The organism is Corynebacterium pilosum DSM 20521 = CIP 103422 (assembly GCF_000373805.1).
GTDB classification, from domain to species: Bacteria; Actinomycetota; Actinomycetes; order Mycobacteriales; family Mycobacteriaceae; genus Corynebacterium; species Corynebacterium pilosum.
The window spans coordinates 22254-40558 of record NZ_KB892443.1 but is presented as its reverse complement, the minus strand read 5'-3'; the positions used below and the strand labels follow the sequence as shown (position 1 = coordinate 40558).

The 18305-nt window shown below is 61.9% G+C and carries 17 protein-coding genes and 1 pseudogene; 10 read left to right on the top strand and 8 right to left on the bottom strand.

What is annotated here, in order from left to right; genetic code table 11:
• Nucleotides 1–69: 69 nt before the first annotated feature.
• The gene (gene leuS / locus B097_RS0103850) at nt 70–2913 is read left to right on the top strand and encodes a leucine--tRNA ligase (protein ID WP_018581231.1); all 2844 of its coding nucleotides are present in this window, start codon (nt 70–72) and stop codon (nt 2911–2913) included.
• 14 nt (nt 2914–2927) lie between these two features.
• On the opposite strand, the gene B097_RS0103845 is transcribed toward leuS, so the two are convergent.
• From B097_RS0103845 to B097_RS13550, 4 genes are all read right to left on the bottom strand, one after another.
• Complete coding sequence (locus tag B097_RS0103845; RefSeq protein ID WP_018581230.1) at nt 2928–4103, bottom strand: YeiH family protein; 1176 nt, start codon at nt 4101–4103, stop codon at nt 2928–2930.
• A complete protein-coding gene (locus B097_RS13245; RefSeq protein ID WP_081618002.1) occupies nt 4103–4294 on the bottom strand; it encodes a hypothetical protein in 192 nt (63 codons plus the stop codon). The genes B097_RS0103845 and B097_RS13245 overlap by 1 nt, the downstream gene beginning before the upstream one ends.
• Nucleotides 4295–4405: 111 nt before the next feature.
• Nucleotides 4406–5371, bottom strand: coding sequence for an MDR family oxidoreductase (locus B097_RS0103840; protein ID WP_018581229.1), 966 nt, complete (start codon nt 5369–5371; stop codon nt 4406–4408).
• Nucleotides 5372–5389: 18 nt separating this feature from the next.
• Entirely contained in the window at nt 5390–6337 is a 948-nt protein-coding gene (locus B097_RS13550; RefSeq protein ID WP_018581228.1) for a hypothetical protein, read from the bottom strand.
• Between the two features lie 58 nt (nt 6338–6395).
• Here B097_RS13550 and B097_RS0103830 point away from each other — a divergent pair, with 58 nt between their 5' ends.
• From B097_RS0103830 to B097_RS0103820, 3 genes are read left to right on the top strand one after another with little or no spacing between them, the layout of a single operon-like run.
• A complete protein-coding gene (locus B097_RS0103830; protein ID WP_018581227.1) occupies nt 6396–6935 on the top strand; it encodes a VanZ family protein in 540 nt (179 codons plus the stop codon).
• 5 nt (nt 6936–6940) lie between these two features.
• On the top strand, nt 6941–7327 hold the full coding sequence (locus B097_RS0103825; protein WP_018581226.1) for a YidH family protein: 387 nt from the start codon (nt 6941–6943) through the stop codon (nt 7325–7327).
• On the top strand, nt 7324–7686 hold the full coding sequence (locus tag B097_RS0103820; RefSeq protein ID WP_237559254.1) for a DUF202 domain-containing protein: 363 nt from the start codon (nt 7324–7326) through the stop codon (nt 7684–7686). The genes B097_RS0103825 and B097_RS0103820 overlap by 4 nt, the downstream gene beginning before the upstream one ends.
• On the opposite strand, the gene B097_RS0103815 is transcribed toward B097_RS0103820, so the two are convergent.
• Nucleotides 7660–8937: a plasmid pRiA4b ORF-3 family protein gene (locus B097_RS0103815; protein ID WP_018581224.1), complete on the bottom strand. Its 1278-nt coding sequence runs from the start codon at nt 8935–8937 to the stop codon at nt 7660–7662. The two genes, B097_RS0103820 and B097_RS0103815, sit on opposite strands and share 27 nt — an antisense overlap.
• A gap of 129 nt (nt 8938–9066) precedes the next feature.
• On the opposite strand from B097_RS0103815, the gene B097_RS0103810 reads away from it, so the two are divergent.
• From B097_RS0103810 to B097_RS13790, 6 genes and pseudogenes are all read left to right on the top strand, one after another.
• Nucleotides 9067–10566, top strand: coding sequence for a gluconokinase (locus B097_RS0103810; protein WP_026254287.1), 1500 nt, complete (start codon nt 9067–9069; stop codon nt 10564–10566).
• A 284-nt stretch (nt 10567–10850) separates the two neighbouring features.
• Nucleotides 10851–12602 (top strand): S8 family peptidase, encoded by a 1752-nt coding sequence (locus tag B097_RS12420; protein WP_081618001.1) that lies wholly within the window; start codon nt 10851–10853, stop codon nt 12600–12602.
• Between the two features lie 72 nt (nt 12603–12674).
• Complete coding sequence (gene panB, locus B097_RS0103800) at nt 12675–13490, top strand: 3-methyl-2-oxobutanoate hydroxymethyltransferase (RefSeq protein WP_018581222.1); 816 nt, start codon at nt 12675–12677, stop codon at nt 13488–13490.
• Between the two features lie 2 nt (nt 13491–13492).
• Entirely contained in the window at nt 13493–14380 is an 888-nt protein-coding gene (gene panC, locus B097_RS0103795; protein ID WP_018581221.1) for a pantoate--beta-alanine ligase, read from the top strand.
• Between the two features lie 13 nt (nt 14381–14393).
• Nucleotides 14394–14668: pseudogene (locus tag B097_RS13685) on the top strand (IS3 family transposase); the annotation flags it as partial.
• Between the two features lie 365 nt (nt 14669–15033).
• Nucleotides 15034–15336, top strand: a complete 303-nt coding sequence (locus B097_RS13790) for an integrase core domain-containing protein (protein ID WP_081618000.1) — start codon at nt 15034–15036, stop codon at nt 15334–15336.
• Nucleotides 15337–15352: 16 nt separating this feature from the next.
• Here the strand turns inward: B097_RS13790 and B097_RS0103790 are convergent, their stop codons facing one another.
• The 3 genes from B097_RS0103790 to B097_RS0103780 all read right to left on the bottom strand — a co-directional run bounded on the left by B097_RS0103790 (nt 15353) and on the right by B097_RS0103780 (nt 18262).
• Complete coding sequence (locus B097_RS0103790; protein ID WP_018581219.1) at nt 15353–16411, bottom strand: LLM class flavin-dependent oxidoreductase; 1059 nt, start codon at nt 16409–16411, stop codon at nt 15353–15355.
• A 1-nt stretch (nt 16412) separates the two neighbouring features.
• Nucleotides 16413–17072 carry an NADPH-dependent F420 reductase gene (locus B097_RS0103785; RefSeq protein ID WP_018581218.1) on the bottom strand — a complete coding sequence of 220 codons (660 nt, stop codon included), beginning with the start codon at nt 17070–17072 and terminating at the stop codon, nt 16413–16415.
• A 68-nt stretch (nt 17073–17140) separates the two neighbouring features.
• The gene (locus B097_RS0103780) at nt 17141–18262 is read right to left on the bottom strand and encodes an MFS transporter (RefSeq protein ID WP_048402594.1); all 1122 of its coding nucleotides are present in this window, start codon (nt 18260–18262) and stop codon (nt 17141–17143) included.
• Nucleotides 18263–18305 lie beyond the last annotated feature (43 nt).

Below are 18305 nucleotides of genomic sequence, written 5' to 3'. Positions count from 1 at the left end.
ACGCCAGCCCCTGCTAACTCAACGCCCTGCACCCGCTTATGTCCGGAGGGTCTACTACACTGTTCAACCATGACGAACGCGCAACAGGGACCCGCCTTCCGCTACTCGGCGGAGCTGGCGAATACGATCGAAACGAAGTGGCAAAAGTACTGGGCTGACCACGGCACTTTCCACGCCCCGAACCCGGTCGGCGATCTTGCCACAGGCGGTGAGCTGCCGAAGGAAAAGCTCAATGTGCAGGACATGTTCCCGTACCCTTCGGGCGCGGGTCTGCACGTGGGTCATCCGCTTGGTTATATCGCCACGGACGTGTTCGCGCGCTACCACCGCATGCGGGGCAAGAATGTCCTGCACACGCTGGGTTATGACGCTTTCGGCTTGCCGGCCGAGCAGTACGCGATCCAGACGGGCACGCACCCGCGCACAACCACCATGGCCAATATCGAGAACATGGAGCGTCAGCTGGGCTCCCTGGGCCTCGGCCACGATAAGCGCCGCGCGGTGGCGACGACGGATCCGGAGTTCTACAAATGGACCCAGTGGATTTTCCTGCAGATTTACAACGCCTGGTTCGATGAGGAGCAGCAGAAAGCACGCCCCATCGCGGAGCTTATCGACGAATTATCCTCCGGTGCTCGCACCACGAAAGACGGGCGTGAGTACTCGTCGTTAAGTGCTGATGAGCAGCGCGCGGCTGTCGACGAGTTCCGCCTGGTGTACCTGAGTGAGTCGATGGTGAACTGGTGCCCGGGGCTGGGCACGGTGTTGGCGAATGAGGAAGTCACGGCGGACGGTAAGTCTGAGCGTGGCAATTTCCCGGTGTTTAGGAAGCGTCTGCGTCAGTGGATGATGCGGATTACGGCGTACTCGGATCGTCTGTTGGATGATTTGGAGCTGTTGGATTGGCCGGAGAAGGTCAAGGCGATGCAGCGTAATTGGATTGGCCGTTCGCGTGGCGCGGAGGTCGGGTTCACGGCTGTTTCCCCTGGTAGCGGCGAGGAACACACCATCCGCGTGTTTACCACCCGTGCCGATACCCTGTTCGGCGCTACCTATGTTTCTTTGGCACCGGAGCACGAGCTTGTCGCGGCGCTGACCGCCAGCGAATTCCCTGAGGGCACGAACCCGAAGTGGACCTACGGGTGCGAGACCCCGGCAGAAGCCGTGCAGAAGTACCTGCGCGATATCGCGGCGAAGTCGGACCTGGAGCGCCAGGAGAACAAGGAAAAGACTGGCGTTTTCCTGGGCACGTTCGCCACGAACCCCGTCTCGGGTGAGCAGGTGCCTATCTTCATCGCGGACTACGTGCTCACCGGCTACGGCACCGGCGCGATTATGGCGGTGCCGGCTCACGACGAGCGCGACTATGAGTTCGCCACGGAGTTTGAGCTGCCGATCATCGCTGTCCTAGATGGCGACATCTCCGAGACCGCCTTCACCGAGGACGCGGCCCACATCAACTCGGCCAATGACCGCGGGCTGGACCTCAACGGCCAGGGCAAGGAGGAGGCGATCTCCACCACCATCGACTGGCTGGTTGCCGAAGGCGCTGGCGAGGAGAAGATTCAGTACAAGCTGCGCGACTGGCTGTTTGCCCGCCAGCGTTACTGGGGCGAGCCTTTCCCGATCGTCTACGACGAGGAAGGCCATGCGCACCCGCTGCCCGAGTCGATGCTGCCGGTCGAGCTGCCGGAGGTCGAGGACTACAAGCCAGTCAGCCTCGACCCGGACGATATCGATTCCGAACCTTCCCCGCCGCTGGCCAAGGCCACGGAGTGGGTCAACGTCACCCTGGATCTGGGCGACGGCCCGAAGCAGTACAAGCGCGACACCAACGTGATGCCGCAGTGGGCGGGTTCGTCCTGGTACCAGCTGCGTTATATCGATCCGACGAACGATGAGGCTTTCGTTGACATCGAGAATGAGCGCTACTGGACCGGCCCGCGCGGTGAGAACGATCCCGGCGGCGTCGACCTGTACGTCGGCGGTGTCGAGCACGCCGTGCTGCACCTGCTCTACTCCCGGTTCTGGCACAAGGTCCTCTATGACTTGGGCCATGTGACTTCGAAGGAGCCCTACCGCCGTCTGTACAACCAGGGCTATATCCAGGCCTACGCCTACACCGATGCGCGCGGCGTGTACGTGCCCGCCACCGAGGTGGAGGAGCGCGACGGCAAGTTCTACTACCAGGGCGAGGAAGTCACCCAGGAGTACGGCAAGATGGGCAAGTCACTGAAGAACTCGGTGAGCCCAGATGAGATCGCCGATGAGTTCGGCGCGGACACCCTGCGCGTCTATGAGATGTCGATGGGCCCGCTGGACACCTCACGCCCGTGGGCGACGAAGGATGTCGTCGGCGCGTACCGCTTCCTGCAGCGTTTGTGGCGTTTGCTTATCGACGAAGAGACCGGCGAACTGTTGGCCTCTGACGAAGAGCTGACCGATGATGACAATAAGCAGCTGCACCGCACCATCGCGGGTGTGATCGATGACTATGAGAACCTGCGCGACAACACCGTGGTGGCGAAGCTCATTGAGTACGTCAACTACCTGACCAAGACGTACCCGAATGCTGTGCCGCAGGCCGCGGTTGTTCCGCTGGTGCAGATGGTCTCCCCGCTAGCCCCGCACATCGCAGAGGAGCTTTGGGAGCGTCTGGGCAACACGGACACGATTACGTTGGAGCCTTTCCCCACCTTTGAGGAGAAGTGGCTTGTCGACGATTCCGTGGAGCTTCCCGTCCAGATCAATGGCAAGGTGCGCTCCCACATTGAGGTGGCTACCGATGCCTCGAAGGATGAGATTGAGGCGGCCGCGCGTGGCGACGAGAAGGTTGTCGAATTCGTCGGCGACGGCAACATCGTGAAGGTGATTGTGGTCCCAGGCCGGATGGTCAACCTGGTGGTGAAGTAGGCCCGGGCGCTGGGTCAGTTAAACAGCCCGGCGAAGACCACGCCGAACAGAACCCAGCTGAGCGCAAGGCCGACCAGCAGGTTCACGGCGGTGCCGAAGGTGAATACCAGCAGGGGCTTCCACCCGGCTTCGCGCAGGGAACTGAAGCGGAATTCCAAACCGATGGACACGAACGCCAACGTGAACAGGAAGGTTTGCAGTGACTTCGCGGCGTCTAGTCCGGAGTCCAGCCAGCCACCATCAGCGGCTGCGGGGAATGCGGCCGCGAGGATGGTCACCAGCAGTGACGCTGCGATGAAGCCCAGGACGAACTTGGGGAAGCGGGTCCACACTTCGCCCCAGCTTGGTTTGGCGGTCGTCGCGCTGCGGTCCACCTTCATGGTGAAGTAGAGGGACAGTGCGACGGCGACGAAACCGATCAGTGCGTTCTGCGTCATCTTCACGATCGCTGCGTACTGCAGCACTTCCTCGCCAGCCACGGCGCCGGCGGCGGTGACAGCCGCCGTGGTGTCGATATTGCCGCCGATCCACGCGCCGGTCACCGGAGCCGAGAGCCCAAGCACCCCGGCAAGCCATGGCAAGAGGAAAATGGAAGGTACGGCGAAAACGATCACCAAGCCCGCGGTATAAGCGAGCTGCTCCTTGCGCGCGTTCACAGCGCCTGCCGCGGCGACGGCGGCGGAGACGCCACAGATGGATAACGCGGAGGCAAGCAGTGCGCGCAGGTGGTTGTCCACCCCGAGCAGACCTGCGAACCACCAGGTCAGCATGAAGACCGTGGCGATCAATAGCAGCGCCTGGATCACCGCAGGGGCGGCGGCCGACGCGATCACGCCCAGGTTCACGGTTGAGCCCAGCAGGACTAGGCCGGTCTTAATGAACAGCTCGGCCCGGAAGGCGGCGGCCATCTTCTCGGACCAGCCGAGAAGCGAGAGGATGCCGTTGACGGCGAAGCCAAGGATGATGGCATAAATCGGGAACTCGATGCTCTTGGCGAAGGTGCCGAACCAGGTGTCCGCGGTCCATTCGGGTACGCGGGATACAAGCACCGAAACTAAAATCGCAAGGCCGAAGACAAGTATTAGGCCGGCCAGGGTCCACAGCGGGTGGGCCTTGGCCGATTCCTGGTCAGAGTGCTCGGTGGCCTGCGTTGTGTCGGGGGAGGTGTTCTGTGTTGTGACGTGTGACATTAGAACCACTCTCCGATGTTAGGGACGATCCCTGCAAGGCAAGCGATAAGAAGTGCGAGGCCGGCGATCGTTGCTGTCCAGTCCTCGCTGAGTGAGAATTTGCCATGCGAATCCGGTTGCGAAGTCGCAGGCGACGACGAAGCGGGGTCCGCGGGGGACCCAGGCGAATCCGTCGAATGTGCTGTCGTCATGGTGCACCTTTCACGATACAAGTAGACTGAGGGGTCTACCGCGTTTTTGTTAATAGTAGACTTAGCGGTCTACGCTAAAGCTACGGCAGAGACCCAGCGCATTGCACTTTATTATTCAGATGCAACGTCCTGCACTTCAACGACGGTGCGGCCGCTACCAGTGCCGGACAGCAGTGCGGCGCCAGTCTCGATGGCACCTTCAAGATCCACCGTCCGGGTATGGTCGCGCAGCTTCGCCACGTCAAGGTCTTGGGCCAGCAGCGCCCACGCTTCTTCCCGCAGCTCGGCGGGTGCGTCCACCGAGTTCACCCCGGCCAGGTTCACGCCACGCAAGATGAAGGGTAGGACGCTGGCGGGGAGATCGGCACCTGCGGCCATGCCGCACGCTGCCACGGTGCCGCCCCAGGTCACCTGCGCCAACACATTCGCCAGTGGGGTAGAGCCCAGCGTGTCCACCGCCCCAGTAAACCTCGCCTTCTGCAGAGGCTTGCTGGCCTCCATGAATTCAGCGCGGTCAATAATCTCAGCCGCACCCAATTCGCGCAGCCAGTCACTGTGTTCGTCGATACGCCCGGTAGCCGCCACGACCTCCACCCCACGGGAGGCGAGCAGCTGCACAGCGACCGAACCCACGCCACCGGTAGCGCCGGTGACCAGCACGGGGCCGTCGACCTCGCCGAGGGCCAGCACGCACAGCGCAGCGGTGTACCCGGCGGTGCCTATCGCGGCGGCGGTCCACGCATCGAAAGTGTCAGGGACCGGGGTGACGTACTTCGCGTCGATTCTCATCTGCGGGGTATAACCGCCGTGGCGGCGCTCGCCGATGCCATGGCCGTTGACCGTGACCAGGGTGCCGGCCTCAAGCGTGGGGGAGTCCACCACGGTTCCCACCGCATCGATGCCCGGCACCAAAGGTAAGGTGCGCACCACGCCCTTGTTCCCGGCCAGCGCCATGCCATCCTTATAGTTCACGGAGGAATGGGTGACGTTCATCAGGGTGTCGCCCTCGCCGGCGTGCTCCGCGGAAGTGTCGATCAGCTGTGGTCCGTTGTCAGTAACTAGGAGTGTCTGTGTCATGCCCCCACGATAGGGCACCTAGAGGCGAGTCAGCAGCCAACCAATCAGATGCTTGCCCACCTCAGTAGGCTGTACCGCCCCGGACAGCGCATTGATCTTCTCCAAACCGAGCAGCCCACGCAGGTCCTTGTTCAAGGAGCTGGTGGGGGTGACGTGGCCGCCGGTCATATCGTGGATCACCTGAGAGTAGGCGTTATCAAAATCGCTCACACCCACGCCCAGATGGCCTGCCACAACAGAAGCTCCGACCAGCGCGAACAAGGCACTGATGACAGCCTCGATCTGGTGGGTGGAGTTAAAGGCATACGGGAAGTTGCGGTCCACCCACTGCAAGTATTCGGAAGAGTCAGCCAGGCAGTCCTCGCCGCGCTCAGTGAAATACAGCGCGTCAGTGTCGAAGCGGGCCAGACGCATATCCGTCATCAGCTTCACTAAAGACGAGGCCGCCCGCTCCGGCTCGCCCTCCTCAGTAAAGCCACGCTCCAGCGGCACGGTCTGCAACGTCGAACCCACCGGCACCTTCGGGTACTCAATGGGGCCCGCCTGGAGTTCCTCAAGAACAGGGCGCAGAGTTGTGTCGAGTTGCTCGTCGATACGCGCACGCATCTCAGATGAAAGCTCGGCGTAACGGCTAAGGTCAGCGGCCTCAATGATGGGGGCCAGGCGCGGATAACCCTGCGCGAGCACGTCGAAAAGGCCCATCTCGCCCTGCACGGCGACGGAGACACGCGCGTCGCCCTGCTCGAAGTAGAAGACCGCGCCGGGGCTTGTTAGCGCCTCGGACAGAGATTCCATCTCGTCGCCGCCGGGCTCGAGCGTGAAGCGGAAGTCCGCCTCGACGAGTTCGAACAGCGGGCTGAGTACGCGCTGCAGCTGGCTTGGGCTGAGGTCGGTCGGGACGGTGATCGTTTGTTGGACGGGCGGTTCGGTGCCCTCGAGGTCAAGAAACAGGGTGGTCTCGGTCATTGTTCCGAGCCTAGTGACCCTAGCGGCTCTGTGCAAAATACGCGTACAGTGTGGGGCTGTGTCCACCAAAACTCAACGTCATCGTGTCCTCGCCCTGATCACGGGAGTGTTCTGGGCTCTTGTGGTGGCCAGTTTTACGCTGCTGAAGTCCAGCGTCTCCCTGCCCGGGCTGTGGGATGCGGACGTGCACCAGCGACGTGAAATTCGCTTGATCCCGCTGCAGGGTTTCGTGGATCCATATATTTGGTGGGGTCCGGTGCTTAACCTGGTGGGCAATATTGGTTTATTCGTCCCCGTGGGGTTCTTGCTGGTCATCGCGCTGCGTCCCCGTCGGCCGATCCTCACTGCGACCCTTACCGGTTTTGTACTCAGCCTGGCCATCGAGGTCGCCCAGTTTGTGTTCGCGCGCGGCTATAGCGATATTGATGACCTCATCTTCAATACGTTGGGCGCGTTGCTCGGGGCGTGGATCGCGTCGCGCGTGCCGACGAAGGCTGTGACCATGTGTATTGGCTTCATCGTGGCGGTGGGCATGATTGCTGTGCTGCCCTTTGCTGTTGACATGGCGCAATGGGTGCGGGCGGCGGTCATAGAATAGGGGCCATGAAGGATTCTCAGGACGAGCCCCGGGACGAGCGCGGCGCATTAGCGCGCGCGGTGTTCCCGGACGGTGAGGAGCCAGATCCGCGCTTCACCTTGGCGAATGAGCGGACGTTTTTGGCGTGGACGCGAACGTCGTTGGCGTTCCTTGCTGGTGGTATCGCGCTGGAGGCGTTTGAGATGCCCAGTATCGACGAGGGACTGCGACGCGTCGCGGCGGTGGTGATCATCGTGATCGGGATGCTGATCGCCTTGGGCGCGGCAATCCGCTGGGTTCGCGTGGAGCGCGCCATGCGCCACGGGAAGCCGCTGCCGGTCCCGGCGATCGCCCCGGTTTTAGGCGTGGGGATTTTTGTGGCTGCCATCGTTGTGTTGGCGGCGTTGCTGTGAGGCTGCCTCGCGAATTCCCGTCCCGGGTGAAGGATGCGCAGATCCCCATTACGGACCTGGGCCTGCAGCCGGAGCGCACCAGCTTGTCGTGGTCGCGCACCTCTCTTGCGATGCTGGTGTGCTCGGCGACGCTGCTGCGCTGGGCGTGGCACTACGCGGCCGTGGTCTACGTGGCCATCGGGCTGCTGGCGGTGTTGTCGCTGGTCATCGTCGTCACGCAGCGCCGCCGCTACTTCGTCGAGGCCCAGGGCATCCAGCGCGAATCCACCGAACCGAACGTGCGGCCCGTCTTCGCGATGACGGCGGGCATGGTCTTTCTCGGGGCGATCGGGCTATACCTCATCGGCATGCCGTTCTAGCAGCTGTGCCAGGAAGCGCTGCCCGGCTCCCGTCATGGTCAGCCCGTTGGTCGGCTCAAGCACGCCCAAGCCGACGAAGACGTCGGCGGCGCGTTCCACATCCGTGGGCATCGGGGTAGAGGCGCGCAGCAGCGTTTGGGCGCCTGAGCTGGCGGTCAGCCACATCAATACGCTGGGCCACTCGGCCTGTGGAAAGGCTTGGGGCAGCTCCTCCACGAGGTGGTCGACAAGTGCCGGGGTGTCGTCGATAAGCGCCTGGCCCAGCGGCGACAAGCGGACTTCGTGCGCCTTTTCCTGGATCACCCCGGCGATGGTGAGCACCTGGCGCAAAGCGCGGACGGGGCCGGCGTGCTCCTCGACGTGGTTACCGCGCAGGCCCAGGTTGGCGGCGATGGCGCGCACATCCTCCATGCGCAATTGGCCGTGTTCGTCCAGCTGCACGCCGTCGGAAACATAGTCCAGGATCACGGTCAGGTTGTGCTGCATCGGGTCGTCGCCCTCGTCTTCGATGAGGGCGTCGGAGAAGAATTCGGCGATGGCCTGCACCAACGTCGGATTATGTTCCGGGTGCGGGTCCAGGTTGATGATCTGCTGCAGCTCAGGGCGGCTGTCCAGGAAGAGTTCGAACTCGTCGGCAAGCATGTTGGCGCGCGGATCCTGGGCCGCACGCGAGAGGGAATCGATCTGCAATTCCTCGGCGACATAGGCGATGCGCTCAGAGATGGTGACGTGGTCGGCGCTGGTCAGCCTTTGCAGGATGCGTTCCGGGCTCATCACCGGCAGGAAGCTCAGCAGCAGCGGTGCTACTTCCATGTTGGGCACAAGGCCCGCGGTGAGGCGCCGGGCTTCGTGGTGGAAGCGCGTCATCATGGCGGGGCTGCCGCTGGCCTCCACCACGTCGGGGCCAAGCGCGTCCACGAGTAACGGCGTTGGCCCGTCGATTTCGGATTCCCCCAGCGGCTCGACGGCCATGTTCCAGTTCGCGCTCGTGTCATACACGAAGGTGGTTGGGCCAATATCGGCCACCGTGACGGTGTGTTCCGCGATTTCACCTTCCGCGGGTGAGGTCGCGTACACGTTGCGGGTGGGACCGGTGGAGTCCATGTACATGTGCGTGGCCATGCCCGAAAAACCGAAGGCAGCTTCAATAACGTTTGCTAGTTCCCCCAGGTGAATCGAGTCATCCACGTTAATCAGCCGTGACATTTCGGGCTTGGAGCCCTCCACGGTTATCAGTAGTGAGACGATCATGTGTCTTAGGGTACGACGGATCGTCGTCACGCGCGCGCCAAGTGCCCACGAGCGCGCCCGGAACCGTTTAAGGTAGGACTTAACAACAATTTCCTAATGTTTCCTGATCGCCTAGGGAGCGTGACCATCATGAAGGCACCCAAGACCCGCAAGATCCCTACCATGTCCGTCCCGCTGGACGAATCGCGCGGACCGTACGTACTGGCGATGGATGTTGGGTCGACCGCCTCGCGCGGTGGGCTTTACGACGCATCGGGCCGCCCCGTCAAAGGTTCCAAGGAGCGCATCTCCCACGAATTTGAAAGCGGCAATGACGGCAACTCCACCATCGATGGGGACCAGATCGCCGCGGAATGTCGTGAGATCGTCGACGGCATCGTCGCCTTCGCCCGCGACAAGGGCCTGCAGATCAAAGGCGTGGCTTTCGATTCCTTCGCCTCCTCATTCATGCTTGTCGACGAGGATGGCAACGCCTTGACCCAGTGCGCCACCTACGCGGACTCGCGGTGCGCCAAGTACGTGCCGCATTTGCGTTCGCTTGTCGACGAAGATGCCTACCACCAGCGCACCGGCGTACGCATTCACACCTCTTATCACCCCGCAAAATTCTTGTGGGCGCAGGAGGAGTGGACGGACCGCTGGGAGGCTGCCCGCTGGGTGATGACCATCGGCGAGTATGTCTATTTGAAGCTGGCGGACGTGATGGGCTTGGCCGTGTCCACAGGCGCGTGGTGCGGCATCGTGGACGCGCGCACCGGTGAGCTGGACACCGAGATCCTTGAGGCCTGCAACGTGGACCCCAAGATGATTGCCCCACTGCATTTCCCTGATGAGCCCGACTACCCGACGGGCACCGACTGGCCAGAGCTGGATGGGGTGCCCTGGTTCCACGGCATTCCCGACGGCTGGCCCTCCAACGTGGGCCCGGGCGCGGTGGACGAGGCCACCATCGCCGTGGCGGCCGCGACCTCGGGTGCGATGCGCGTGCTGCTGCCGGAGGTTCCCGAGGAGATCCCTTCTGGGCTGTGGTGTTACCGCGTGACCCGCGACCAGGCGATTCTGGGCGGCGCGCTGAATGATGTCGGCCGGGCTGTGAGCTGGATGGAGCGGGTAATCACGCCCGTGGATCCGGAAGATTTGGATGCCGTGCTGCGCGGTGACACCAGCGAGTACGCGCCCGCTGTGCTACCGTTCTTCTCCGGGGAGCGCGCCACCGGGTGGGCGGCCGATGCGTCGGCAAGCTTCGTGGGCATGTCCGACGACACGAGCCCCTTGGACCTGTGGCGCGGCCTTATCGAGGGCCTCGCCATCTCCTATGAGCGCGTCTATGAACAGCTCGACATTGCGGGTGCCAGTCCGGAGCGCATCATCGCCTCCGGGCGTGTGACCACCGAGCACGAAGGGTGGCTGGCCGTGCTCGCCGACGCCTTGGAGTGCGACGTGATCCCACTGGCCATGAAGCGCGCGACGCTGCGCGGCACCGCGATCATCGCGCTTGACGTGATCAACCCCGGTGGAGAGCGCGCCGTCCCACCATTCGGTGAGCCCATTAAGCCAGTGGAAGAGCACCTCGAATACTTCAGGGCCTTGCGCAAGCGTTTCGACGAGCTCTACGGCAGTCTGATCTAGATACTGGAGCGCTAGCCGCGACCCCTCTGCCCGGAGACAGGTGGAGGGGTTTCGTGCTGCTTGGTTGGAGGTGCGATAAAACCACATGACCATTGCGTTCAGATTAGGCTAAGAAAGAATTAAGTTATGGGCCGGGTGAAGGTCTCGTCGTAAAGCATTCTGCGGGAATAAGTATCGTTTGACGTGGAAAAAGTGTCTATGTGGCAAAAGTTTTCGGGTTATGTAACAATGTGTTTCGATTCTAAGAAATCATTAAGATACACCCACAAGAGGAAAGGCCCTTCATGGTTGATAGAAGAGGGACAGCGCGCGCTTTCGCCGTCGCAGGCGTGATCGCGTTGGGAACCACCATGGCCATGCCCGCGGCACACGCACAAGACACTGAAGGCGTGGAGGACCGGGAACAATCGGAAAGCCGCCTAGCCACCACAGAGCTCACGATTGATCAGAAACAGACGGACCGATTCATCGTCCGCTACAAAGACAACTCCGAAACCCCGCAGGACCGCCAGACTGCCACTAACTCCGCCGGCGATCAGGTGGGGGTGGACGTGGACGAAGTGCGCTCCCGCCCTGACGGCACCGTCGTGGTTTCCGTGGACAAGGTCTTGGAACCTGCTGAATCCCAGGAATTCATGGACCAGATGACCGCCACCGGCAACGTGGACTACATCGAACCGGACACCATCATGACGGCGTTTGCCGCCAACGACGAATTCTACAACCTGCAGTGGCCCTTCCACGGCCCCAACGGTGGCCGCGTGGAGGAAGCGTGGGAAGCAAGCCCAACCAGGGGCGACGGCGTGACCGTTGCCGTGGTGGATTCCGGCTACGCTGCCCACCCGGACCTGGATGCGAATGTGGTTGCCGGATATGACTTTGTGTCCGATCCTCAAGCTGCCCGCGATGGCAACGGCCGCGACAACAACCCCACCGACGAAGGCGACTGGTACGCCGCCTACCAGTGCGGGAACAATCCACATGCTGCTGTCTCCTCGTGGCACGGTACCCACGTGGCTGGCACCATTGCCGCCCAGGCCGACAACGGCATGGGGGTTGCCGGTGTCGCACCCAACGCCAAGGTGCAGCCACTGCGTGCCCTCGCTGCCTGCGGTGGGTATACCTCCGATATTGCGGACGCCATCATGTGGGCATCCGGTGCCAACATCCAGCAGGTGCCACGAAACAACACCCCAGCGCAGGTGATCAACCTGTCCCTGGGCGGTAATGGTCGCTGCTCCCGCACCTACCAATCCGCGATCGACACGGCCCGCCAGAACGGCGCCACGGTCGTCGTCGCCGCAGGCAATGAGCGCCAAAACGCCGCGAACGTCCAGCCCGCTAACTGTGAAGGCGTCATCACCGTGGGCGCTTCTGGTGAAACCGGCAACGTGGCTTCCTACTCCAACTTCGGCGACCGAGTCGACGTGACGGCGCCGGGTGGTGACTTCCAGCGTGACAGGGGCGTGCTGTCTACTCTGAACTCTGGCGAAACCCGCCAGGGGCGCCCCAACTATGCCTACTACCAGGGCACGTCCATGGCCACCCCATTTGTCTCCGGGGTCATCGCGAACATGCTCGCGGTTGATCCGAGCCTTTCTCCTGACCGCATCGAGCGGATCATCAAGGACACCGCCCGCCCGATGAACTGCCAGTACGGTTGCGGCGCTGGCCTGATCGACGGTGGCGCAGCAGTTCGTAGTGTCGCCGGCAATGCTCCCGCGCCCGTGCAGCCGGCTCCGGAACCTGAGCCTGTCGAGGCACCGTTGCCGAACGACGAGCAGCGGGAGATTGGCCTACCTGTTCCTCCGGAGGAGAGCGAACGGGATGCGGACGACGATCGCCCACGCCGCTGGACCCCATGGGATCTGCTCGGCGGCAACCCAGACGGTGAAGAGGAAGCAGCACCTGCCCCGCGCGAAGCCCCCGAGCGCCGGTGGAGCCCATATGACCTCCTTAATGGCTACAACCAGACCGCTAACCAGACAGAATCAGAGCCAACCGCCCGCTGGTGGAAGCCCTGGACCTGGTTATAAATCGCATTGCGCGGTGAATGAATATCTAAAAGTGGCTGCACCAGCCAAGGGTGAGTTCTAGGCTTAAGGCTTATGACTCAGCCAATTCGGCGGCTCCGCACCGGCTACTTCGCGAAAGCGAAAGCCGAGCGGCGCCGCTTTTCTATGCTCACCTCCTATGACGCGTTGACGGCGCGCATTTTCGACGACGCCGGCATCGACATACTGCTGGTCGGTGATTCGGCCGCCAATGTGGTCTATGGGATGGAGACCACCCTGCCAATCACGCTTAACGAGATGATCGCCATGGGTGCCGCTGTGGTCCGCGGGTCCCGCCGCGCCTTTGTGGTGGTGGACTTACCCTTCGGCACCTATGAAGCTGGCCCTGAGCAAGCGCTGGCAAACGCGGTGCGCGTCATGCAGGACACCGGTGCGCACGCCGTGAAGCTGGAGGGTGGGGTCGCGCGCGCAGAGACGATTCGCACCCTGGTGGGCGCAGGAATCCCTGTGTGCGCGCACATCGGATACACCCCTCAGTCTGAGCACGCGCTCGGCGGCTATGTCGTCCAGGGGCGCGGTGACTCTGCCCAGGCTGTGCTTGCCGACGCCCACGCGGTCGCCGAAGCCGGCGCGTTCGCGGTGGTACTCGAGATGGTTCCAGAGAAGGTCGCTGCCCAGGTCACCAAGGAGGTGGGCATCCCTACCATCGGTATTGGTGCAGGTAAGAACACTGATGGGCAGGTGCTCGTGTGGACGGATGCCTTCGGAATGGATCCGCACGGCAAAGCACCACGCTTCGTTCGTCGATACGCGAGCCTCGGCGAGGAACTCACCCGCGCCGCCCGGGCCTACCATGACGACGTGATCGCTGGGGACTTCCCCGGCGCGGACGAAACTTTCAAGGAGTGACCATGCTGGTGGTGAGTACCCGCGCCGAGCTGTCCCGTGTGCTGGCCAACATCAAGGGCAAAGACGGCGGGGCAGGCACGGTGGGGCTGGTGCCGACGATGGGCGCGCTGCACTCTGGGCACGCGGCACTGATGAGGGCGGCGCGTGCCGAGTGCGACGTGGTCGTCGTGAGTGACTTTGTGAACCCGTTGCAGTTCACTGACCTTGGCGATTGTGATGACTACCGCCTGTATCCTCGCGATCTTGAGGGCGATGCTGACGTGTGCCGTCGCGCCGGGGTAGATATTCTTTTCGCTCCCAGCGTTGAGGAAATGTATCCCAGTGGTGTGCCTGCAGTGTGGGTGCGTGCCGGGGAGCTGGGGGAGGTGTATGAGGGCGCGTCACGTCCGGGGCATTTCGACGGGGTGGCCACCGTGGTATCCATCCTGTTTCACCTGGTTGGTCCGGACCGCGCGTATTTCGGGCAGAAGGACGCCCAGCAAGTGGTTGTGCTGCGCCGCATGGTGGCTGATCTACATTTTCCGGTTGAGATCGTCGCCGTGCCCATCCAGCGCACCAGTGAGGGCCTGGCGGAATCCAGCCGGAATCAGCGACTGAGCGCCCAGGGAAAAGCGGACGCGCTGGCGTTATCGCGTGCCCTGCGGGAGGTAGAGACGCGGCCGGTGGACGAAGTGCGCGCTGAGCTGGCTGCCGCGCAGGGGGTTGTGCTGGACTACTTCGAACTAGTAGACCCAGCGACTATGCGTCTGCTGCAGGATCCCGCGCAGCGGCCTGCTTTGGCGATCGTCGCTGCCGAGGTTGAGGGCGTGCGTCTGCTGGACAACGCGATTCTGGGAATCACTACCGCGAAGGAAAGTGCTTCAACTAGCGCACGAACGCAGCAGAGATGACGAAAGAGGGAGATATGACCGCACAATCCTGGCATACGAACTATCGAGATCACCCTCGACAGCGATGAGTCAACCTCGTTGAAAAACGCGATTGACTCACATACGCTAGCAGAAGGCCTTATGGTGCACACAGATCAAGGTATTCATTATCAACATTCCAGCTGGAGCGAGCTTATTGCCTCTGTCGATGACTACATCGTCTGGTACAACAACCGACTCCAACAACGACTCAAGGGCCTGACCCCGATGCAATATCGGAATCAGACCCTTGATGCCCTCATCGCCTAGAATTAAACCAGTCCAACTTTTAGGGGCTAGTTCAACCTATAAACCGATAGGATTCGCAGATGCTTACTTGGTTAGGGATAAAAAGAGAAGTCAACACCCCCCCAGGCTCGACAGTTTTTTAGTGGTGTTTCGAAGAGAACAGTCGTCATAACACTGGCAAGTGCATTAGCAGTCATGATAGGCGTCCGGATGAGTTTAGTAACACTTTTACCTGATGTTGTATTGAACGACCCGGTGGGGGCAGTAATGCCAGGGGTCATAGGGCTTTGGATGACCTTGATACTAGTAGGAGTGGTAGAGCGATTGGTTACAGACCAGAACCCGTAGCACTCTGATGAAAATCTAGGAGCTTTTTATAACAGCCATTGCAAGTAGCCTTTACCCGTTCAGAGGCTAGTTCAGCAACTTTTCGTTCTTACAACAAAACCCGGGACACTTCATTTTGGTCAAAATTGAAAACCGAGTTCTACGACCGTCGGACATGGCAGAACCGTGATCAAGCGCGTCGAGCCGTAGCACATTGGATTGAAGCGTTCTACAACCGGCAGCGGCGTCACTCTTCACTCCGCTACGTCAGCCCCTGCGACCTCGAGAAAGCGAAGGTCGAAGGCGCACTGATTCATGGATGTATGTGTGCGCCCTTCAACTTTCACCACCGAGAATTCTGAGCGTCCGCCTAGACTCCTACTGATACTTCTGCGCCAGCAGGTGGTCCACGCGGGGCTTGACCTCTTCAGCCAGCAGGCGGGTCGAGTCCAGTACGTACTCGTGCGGGGTGGCGCCCACGTCCATCTGGAAGAAGTGGCGCATGTGCCCCAAATGCTCGTGCAGGTTGACGATACGACGAGCAATCTCGTCGGGGCTGCCAATGAAGTAAGCCCCGTGCTCGCCGGCCTGGGCGTAATACGCGCGGGTATCTGGTTCCTGCCAGCCGCGCAGCTGCCCCATCTCAATGTTCAGGTTGATCCAGCCCGGCAGCATTTTCTCAAGAGCCTCATCCTTGGTCTCCGCGATGAGTCCCCAGGTAGCTACGGACACCTTAAGTTGTTCGTCGGAATGCCCTGCCTGGCGCCCGGCCTGCCGGTAGAGCTGGGTCAGGGGTGCGAAGCGGGCGGGCTGGCCACCGATGATGCCATAGCTGACGGGCAGCCCGAGTTGCCCGGCGCGCATGGAGGAACCAGGGTTGCCGCCGGTGCCCAACCAGATGGGCAGCTTTCCTGAGACCGGGCGTGGAACGACGGCTAGGTTATCGATCTCCGGTCGGGTTGTGCCTGACCAGGTGACCTTTTCTGTCTCTGAGTTGTTGAGGGTCAGGAGGAGGTCGAGGCGATCGGCGAAGAGCTCGTCGTACTGTTGCAGCGAGTAGCCGAATAGGGGAAAGGTTTCTGTCGAGGAGCCGCGCCCTGCGGTGATTTCGACGCGGCCGGGCGCGATGGCATCGGCGATGGCGAACTGTTGGAAGACGCGGACCGGGTCATCCGTGGAGATGATGGAGGCGCCAGAGCCGAGTGTGATCTGTTTGGTGGCGGCTGCCGCGGCGGCGATCATGGTGCCCGGCGAGCTCATGGGCATGGTTTCGGTGTGGTGTTCGCCGATGCCGAAGTAGTCGAGGCCCAGTTCGTCGGCAAGCGTGATTGCTTCGAAGAGGTTCTGGATGGTGGTGCCGGTGTGGGTGAGGTTGCCGTCGGCGTCGCGTTGGGTGTCGCCGAAGGAGTAGACGCCGATTTCGATGGAGGGGATCATGTTATGCCTGCGCTTTCGCTAGTTGGAGAAGGTGGGTGAGCTCGCGGGAGTTGTGGGAGCCGTTGAAAATTTCGGTGCCGTTGGCCATCGCGCGGGCGTCGTTGAGGGTGCCGGCGTCGACAGGGTCGAAGCCGACAGTGTCGATGAAGTTCATGACCAGCTGTTTTGCCTCTTCGTCGTCGGCGGCGACGGCGAGCGCTCTGCGGTCGGGTGCGCCAGCGGGACGGTGGTCCTCATCCATGTCGTGGTAGCCGATGTGATTGAGGGTGCGGACCACGGTGGATTGGGCTAAGTGCTTAGCGACGATCTCTGAGCTGGATAATTCTGGGTCCTCGAAGGCATCGATGGTGCCGTCGGTGGGTGCCCAATAATTCATGGTGTCGATCACCACCTTGCCGTCGAGCAGGTCGGGGTCGAGCTCCTGATATTTGCGCAGGGGGATCGACACGACGACAAGGTCTGCTGTGGCGATCTCGTGCGTATCGACGGCGCGGGCCCCGGGAACCATGAACTCGGTGAGCATCTGGATCTCTTCTTTGGGCTTCGCGGTGGCAATGAGCGTGGTGTATCCGGCGTTAGTGGCTAAACGCCCGATGGCGGTGCCTACTTTGCCGGCGCCCAGGATGCCGACGGTGGTGATCTGTGGTGGGGTTTTCGTCATAATGGCCCCAGCCTATCTAGTGATGGTGACTTGTCAATAACCTAGTGTGGGCGTGGCCGGATGCGCCCTTAACGCAGCAGCGGGCGCGACCACAATGCCAACGTCAGCCCGGCCGCCGTTGCGAGCACGCCCAACAGAACAACGGTGCCGGGCAAAAAGCCACCGTCCACAGCGACTGACCCCAGGGCGGAACCCGACGCGATACCTACCTGATATGTGACCACGTAGATGGAGCTCGCGCGGTCCTGATTCTCCTTACCCGCGTGCAGGAAAATGGTCGTGGCCACGGTGGGCAGCGCACCATAACCGGTGCCGAAGATCGCGATCATGAGGAAGATCAGCGCCACAGTGGTCGTGCCCGTCGATGCGAAACCAAGCAGGCCCAGGACGGCGGCGAGCACCATGGAACCAGCCGTCAGAGTATTCAGGCGGATCATGCGCGTATCCACCATGCGGGTCGCCAGCAAGACGCCGACCACCCCGAAACCGCCGAAAGCCGCAAGCCCAATGGCCACCAGCTCGGGGCCGGATGTGACCTCCACGATTAGACCCAAATAGGTATAGGCGGAAAAGGCGGCGGTGACGGCCAGCAACAAGTACACGATCAACGAGGGCAGCGCTGAACGCTGACGCACCTGCTCGGTGGCAGGTGGGGGAGTGCGGGCAGGCATCGTCGGCAAGCTGAAAAACAAAGCGATAAAGGCGAGCACAACGAGCCCGCCCAAAAGCCAGGTGGCGGTGCGCCATCCCAACCACGTGCCGAAGAAGGTGGCCAGTGGGGAGCCAACCACCAGCGCCATCGTCGAACCGATCGAGACCACCCCGATCGCTCGGCCCGCATGACCCGCCGGCGCCAGGCGCGCAGCCATCGGATTCACCGCGGACCAGAACAAACCGTGCGTCAGGGCAGCTGCGACACGGCCGGCCACCAACACCCAATAATTCGTGGCGATCCCCTGCAACACGATGCCCAGGATCAGAAATAACAGCGTGGACATGAACAGTGGCTTGCGGTTCAGGTTGCGCGTGAAATACATCAGCGGGAGCGTGACCACGGCCACGATGCCCGCATAGACCGTCATCAGCAGACCAATCTGCCCCTCCGTCACGCCGAGGTCGCGCGACATCGGAGTGATCAGGCCCACGGCGAACATCTCGAAAGTGACGTAGATGAACGCCGCGAAACTCATCGCGGAAAGGGGCAGATACGGAAACTTTTGTGGCACACCGTGC

What these genes read in the sequence shown, in the direction of transcription:
- B097_RS0103785 (WP_018581218.1), bottom strand. Translation starts at nt 17,072, where the DNA reads ATGACGAAAACCCCACCACAGATCACCACCGTCGGCATCCTGGGCGCC.
- panC (WP_018581221.1), top strand. Translation starts at nt 13,493, where the DNA reads ATGCTGGTGGTGAGTACCCGCGCCGAGCTGTCCCGTGTGCTGGCCAAC.
- B097_RS0103825 (WP_018581226.1), top strand. Translation starts at nt 6,941, where the DNA reads ATGAAGGATTCTCAGGACGAGCCCCGGGACGAGCGCGGCGCATTAGCG.
- panB (WP_018581222.1), top strand. Translation starts at nt 12,675, where the DNA reads ATGACTCAGCCAATTCGGCGGCTCCGCACCGGCTACTTCGCGAAAGCG.
- B097_RS12420 (WP_081618001.1), top strand. Translation starts at nt 10,851, where the DNA reads ATGGTTGATAGAAGAGGGACAGCGCGCGCTTTCGCCGTCGCAGGCGTG.
- leuS (WP_018581231.1), top strand. Translation starts at nt 70, where the DNA reads ATGACGAACGCGCAACAGGGACCCGCCTTCCGCTACTCGGCGGAGCTG.
- B097_RS13245 (WP_081618002.1), bottom strand. Translation starts at nt 4,294, where the DNA reads ATGACGACAGCACATTCGACGGATTCGCCTGGGTCCCCCGCGGACCCC.
- B097_RS0103780 (WP_048402594.1), bottom strand. Translation starts at nt 18,262, where the DNA reads ATGAGTTTCGCGGCGTTCATCTACGTCACTTTCGAGATGTTCGCCGTG.
- B097_RS0103810 (WP_026254287.1), top strand. Translation starts at nt 9,067, where the DNA reads ATGAAGGCACCCAAGACCCGCAAGATCCCTACCATGTCCGTCCCGCTG.
- B097_RS13550 (WP_018581228.1), bottom strand. Translation starts at nt 6,337, where the DNA reads ATGACCGAGACCACCCTGTTTCTTGACCTCGAGGGCACCGAACCGCCC.
- B097_RS0103840 (WP_018581229.1), bottom strand. Translation starts at nt 5,371, where the DNA reads ATGACACAGACACTCCTAGTTACTGACAACGGACCACAGCTGATCGAC.
- B097_RS0103845 (WP_018581230.1), bottom strand. Translation starts at nt 4,103, where the DNA reads ATGTCACACGTCACAACACAGAACACCTCCCCCGACACAACGCAGGCC.
- B097_RS0103815 (WP_018581224.1), bottom strand. Translation starts at nt 8,937, where the DNA reads ATGATCGTCTCACTACTGATAACCGTGGAGGGCTCCAAGCCCGAAATG.
- B097_RS0103790 (WP_018581219.1), bottom strand. Translation starts at nt 16,411, where the DNA reads ATGATCCCCTCCATCGAAATCGGCGTCTACTCCTTCGGCGACACCCAA.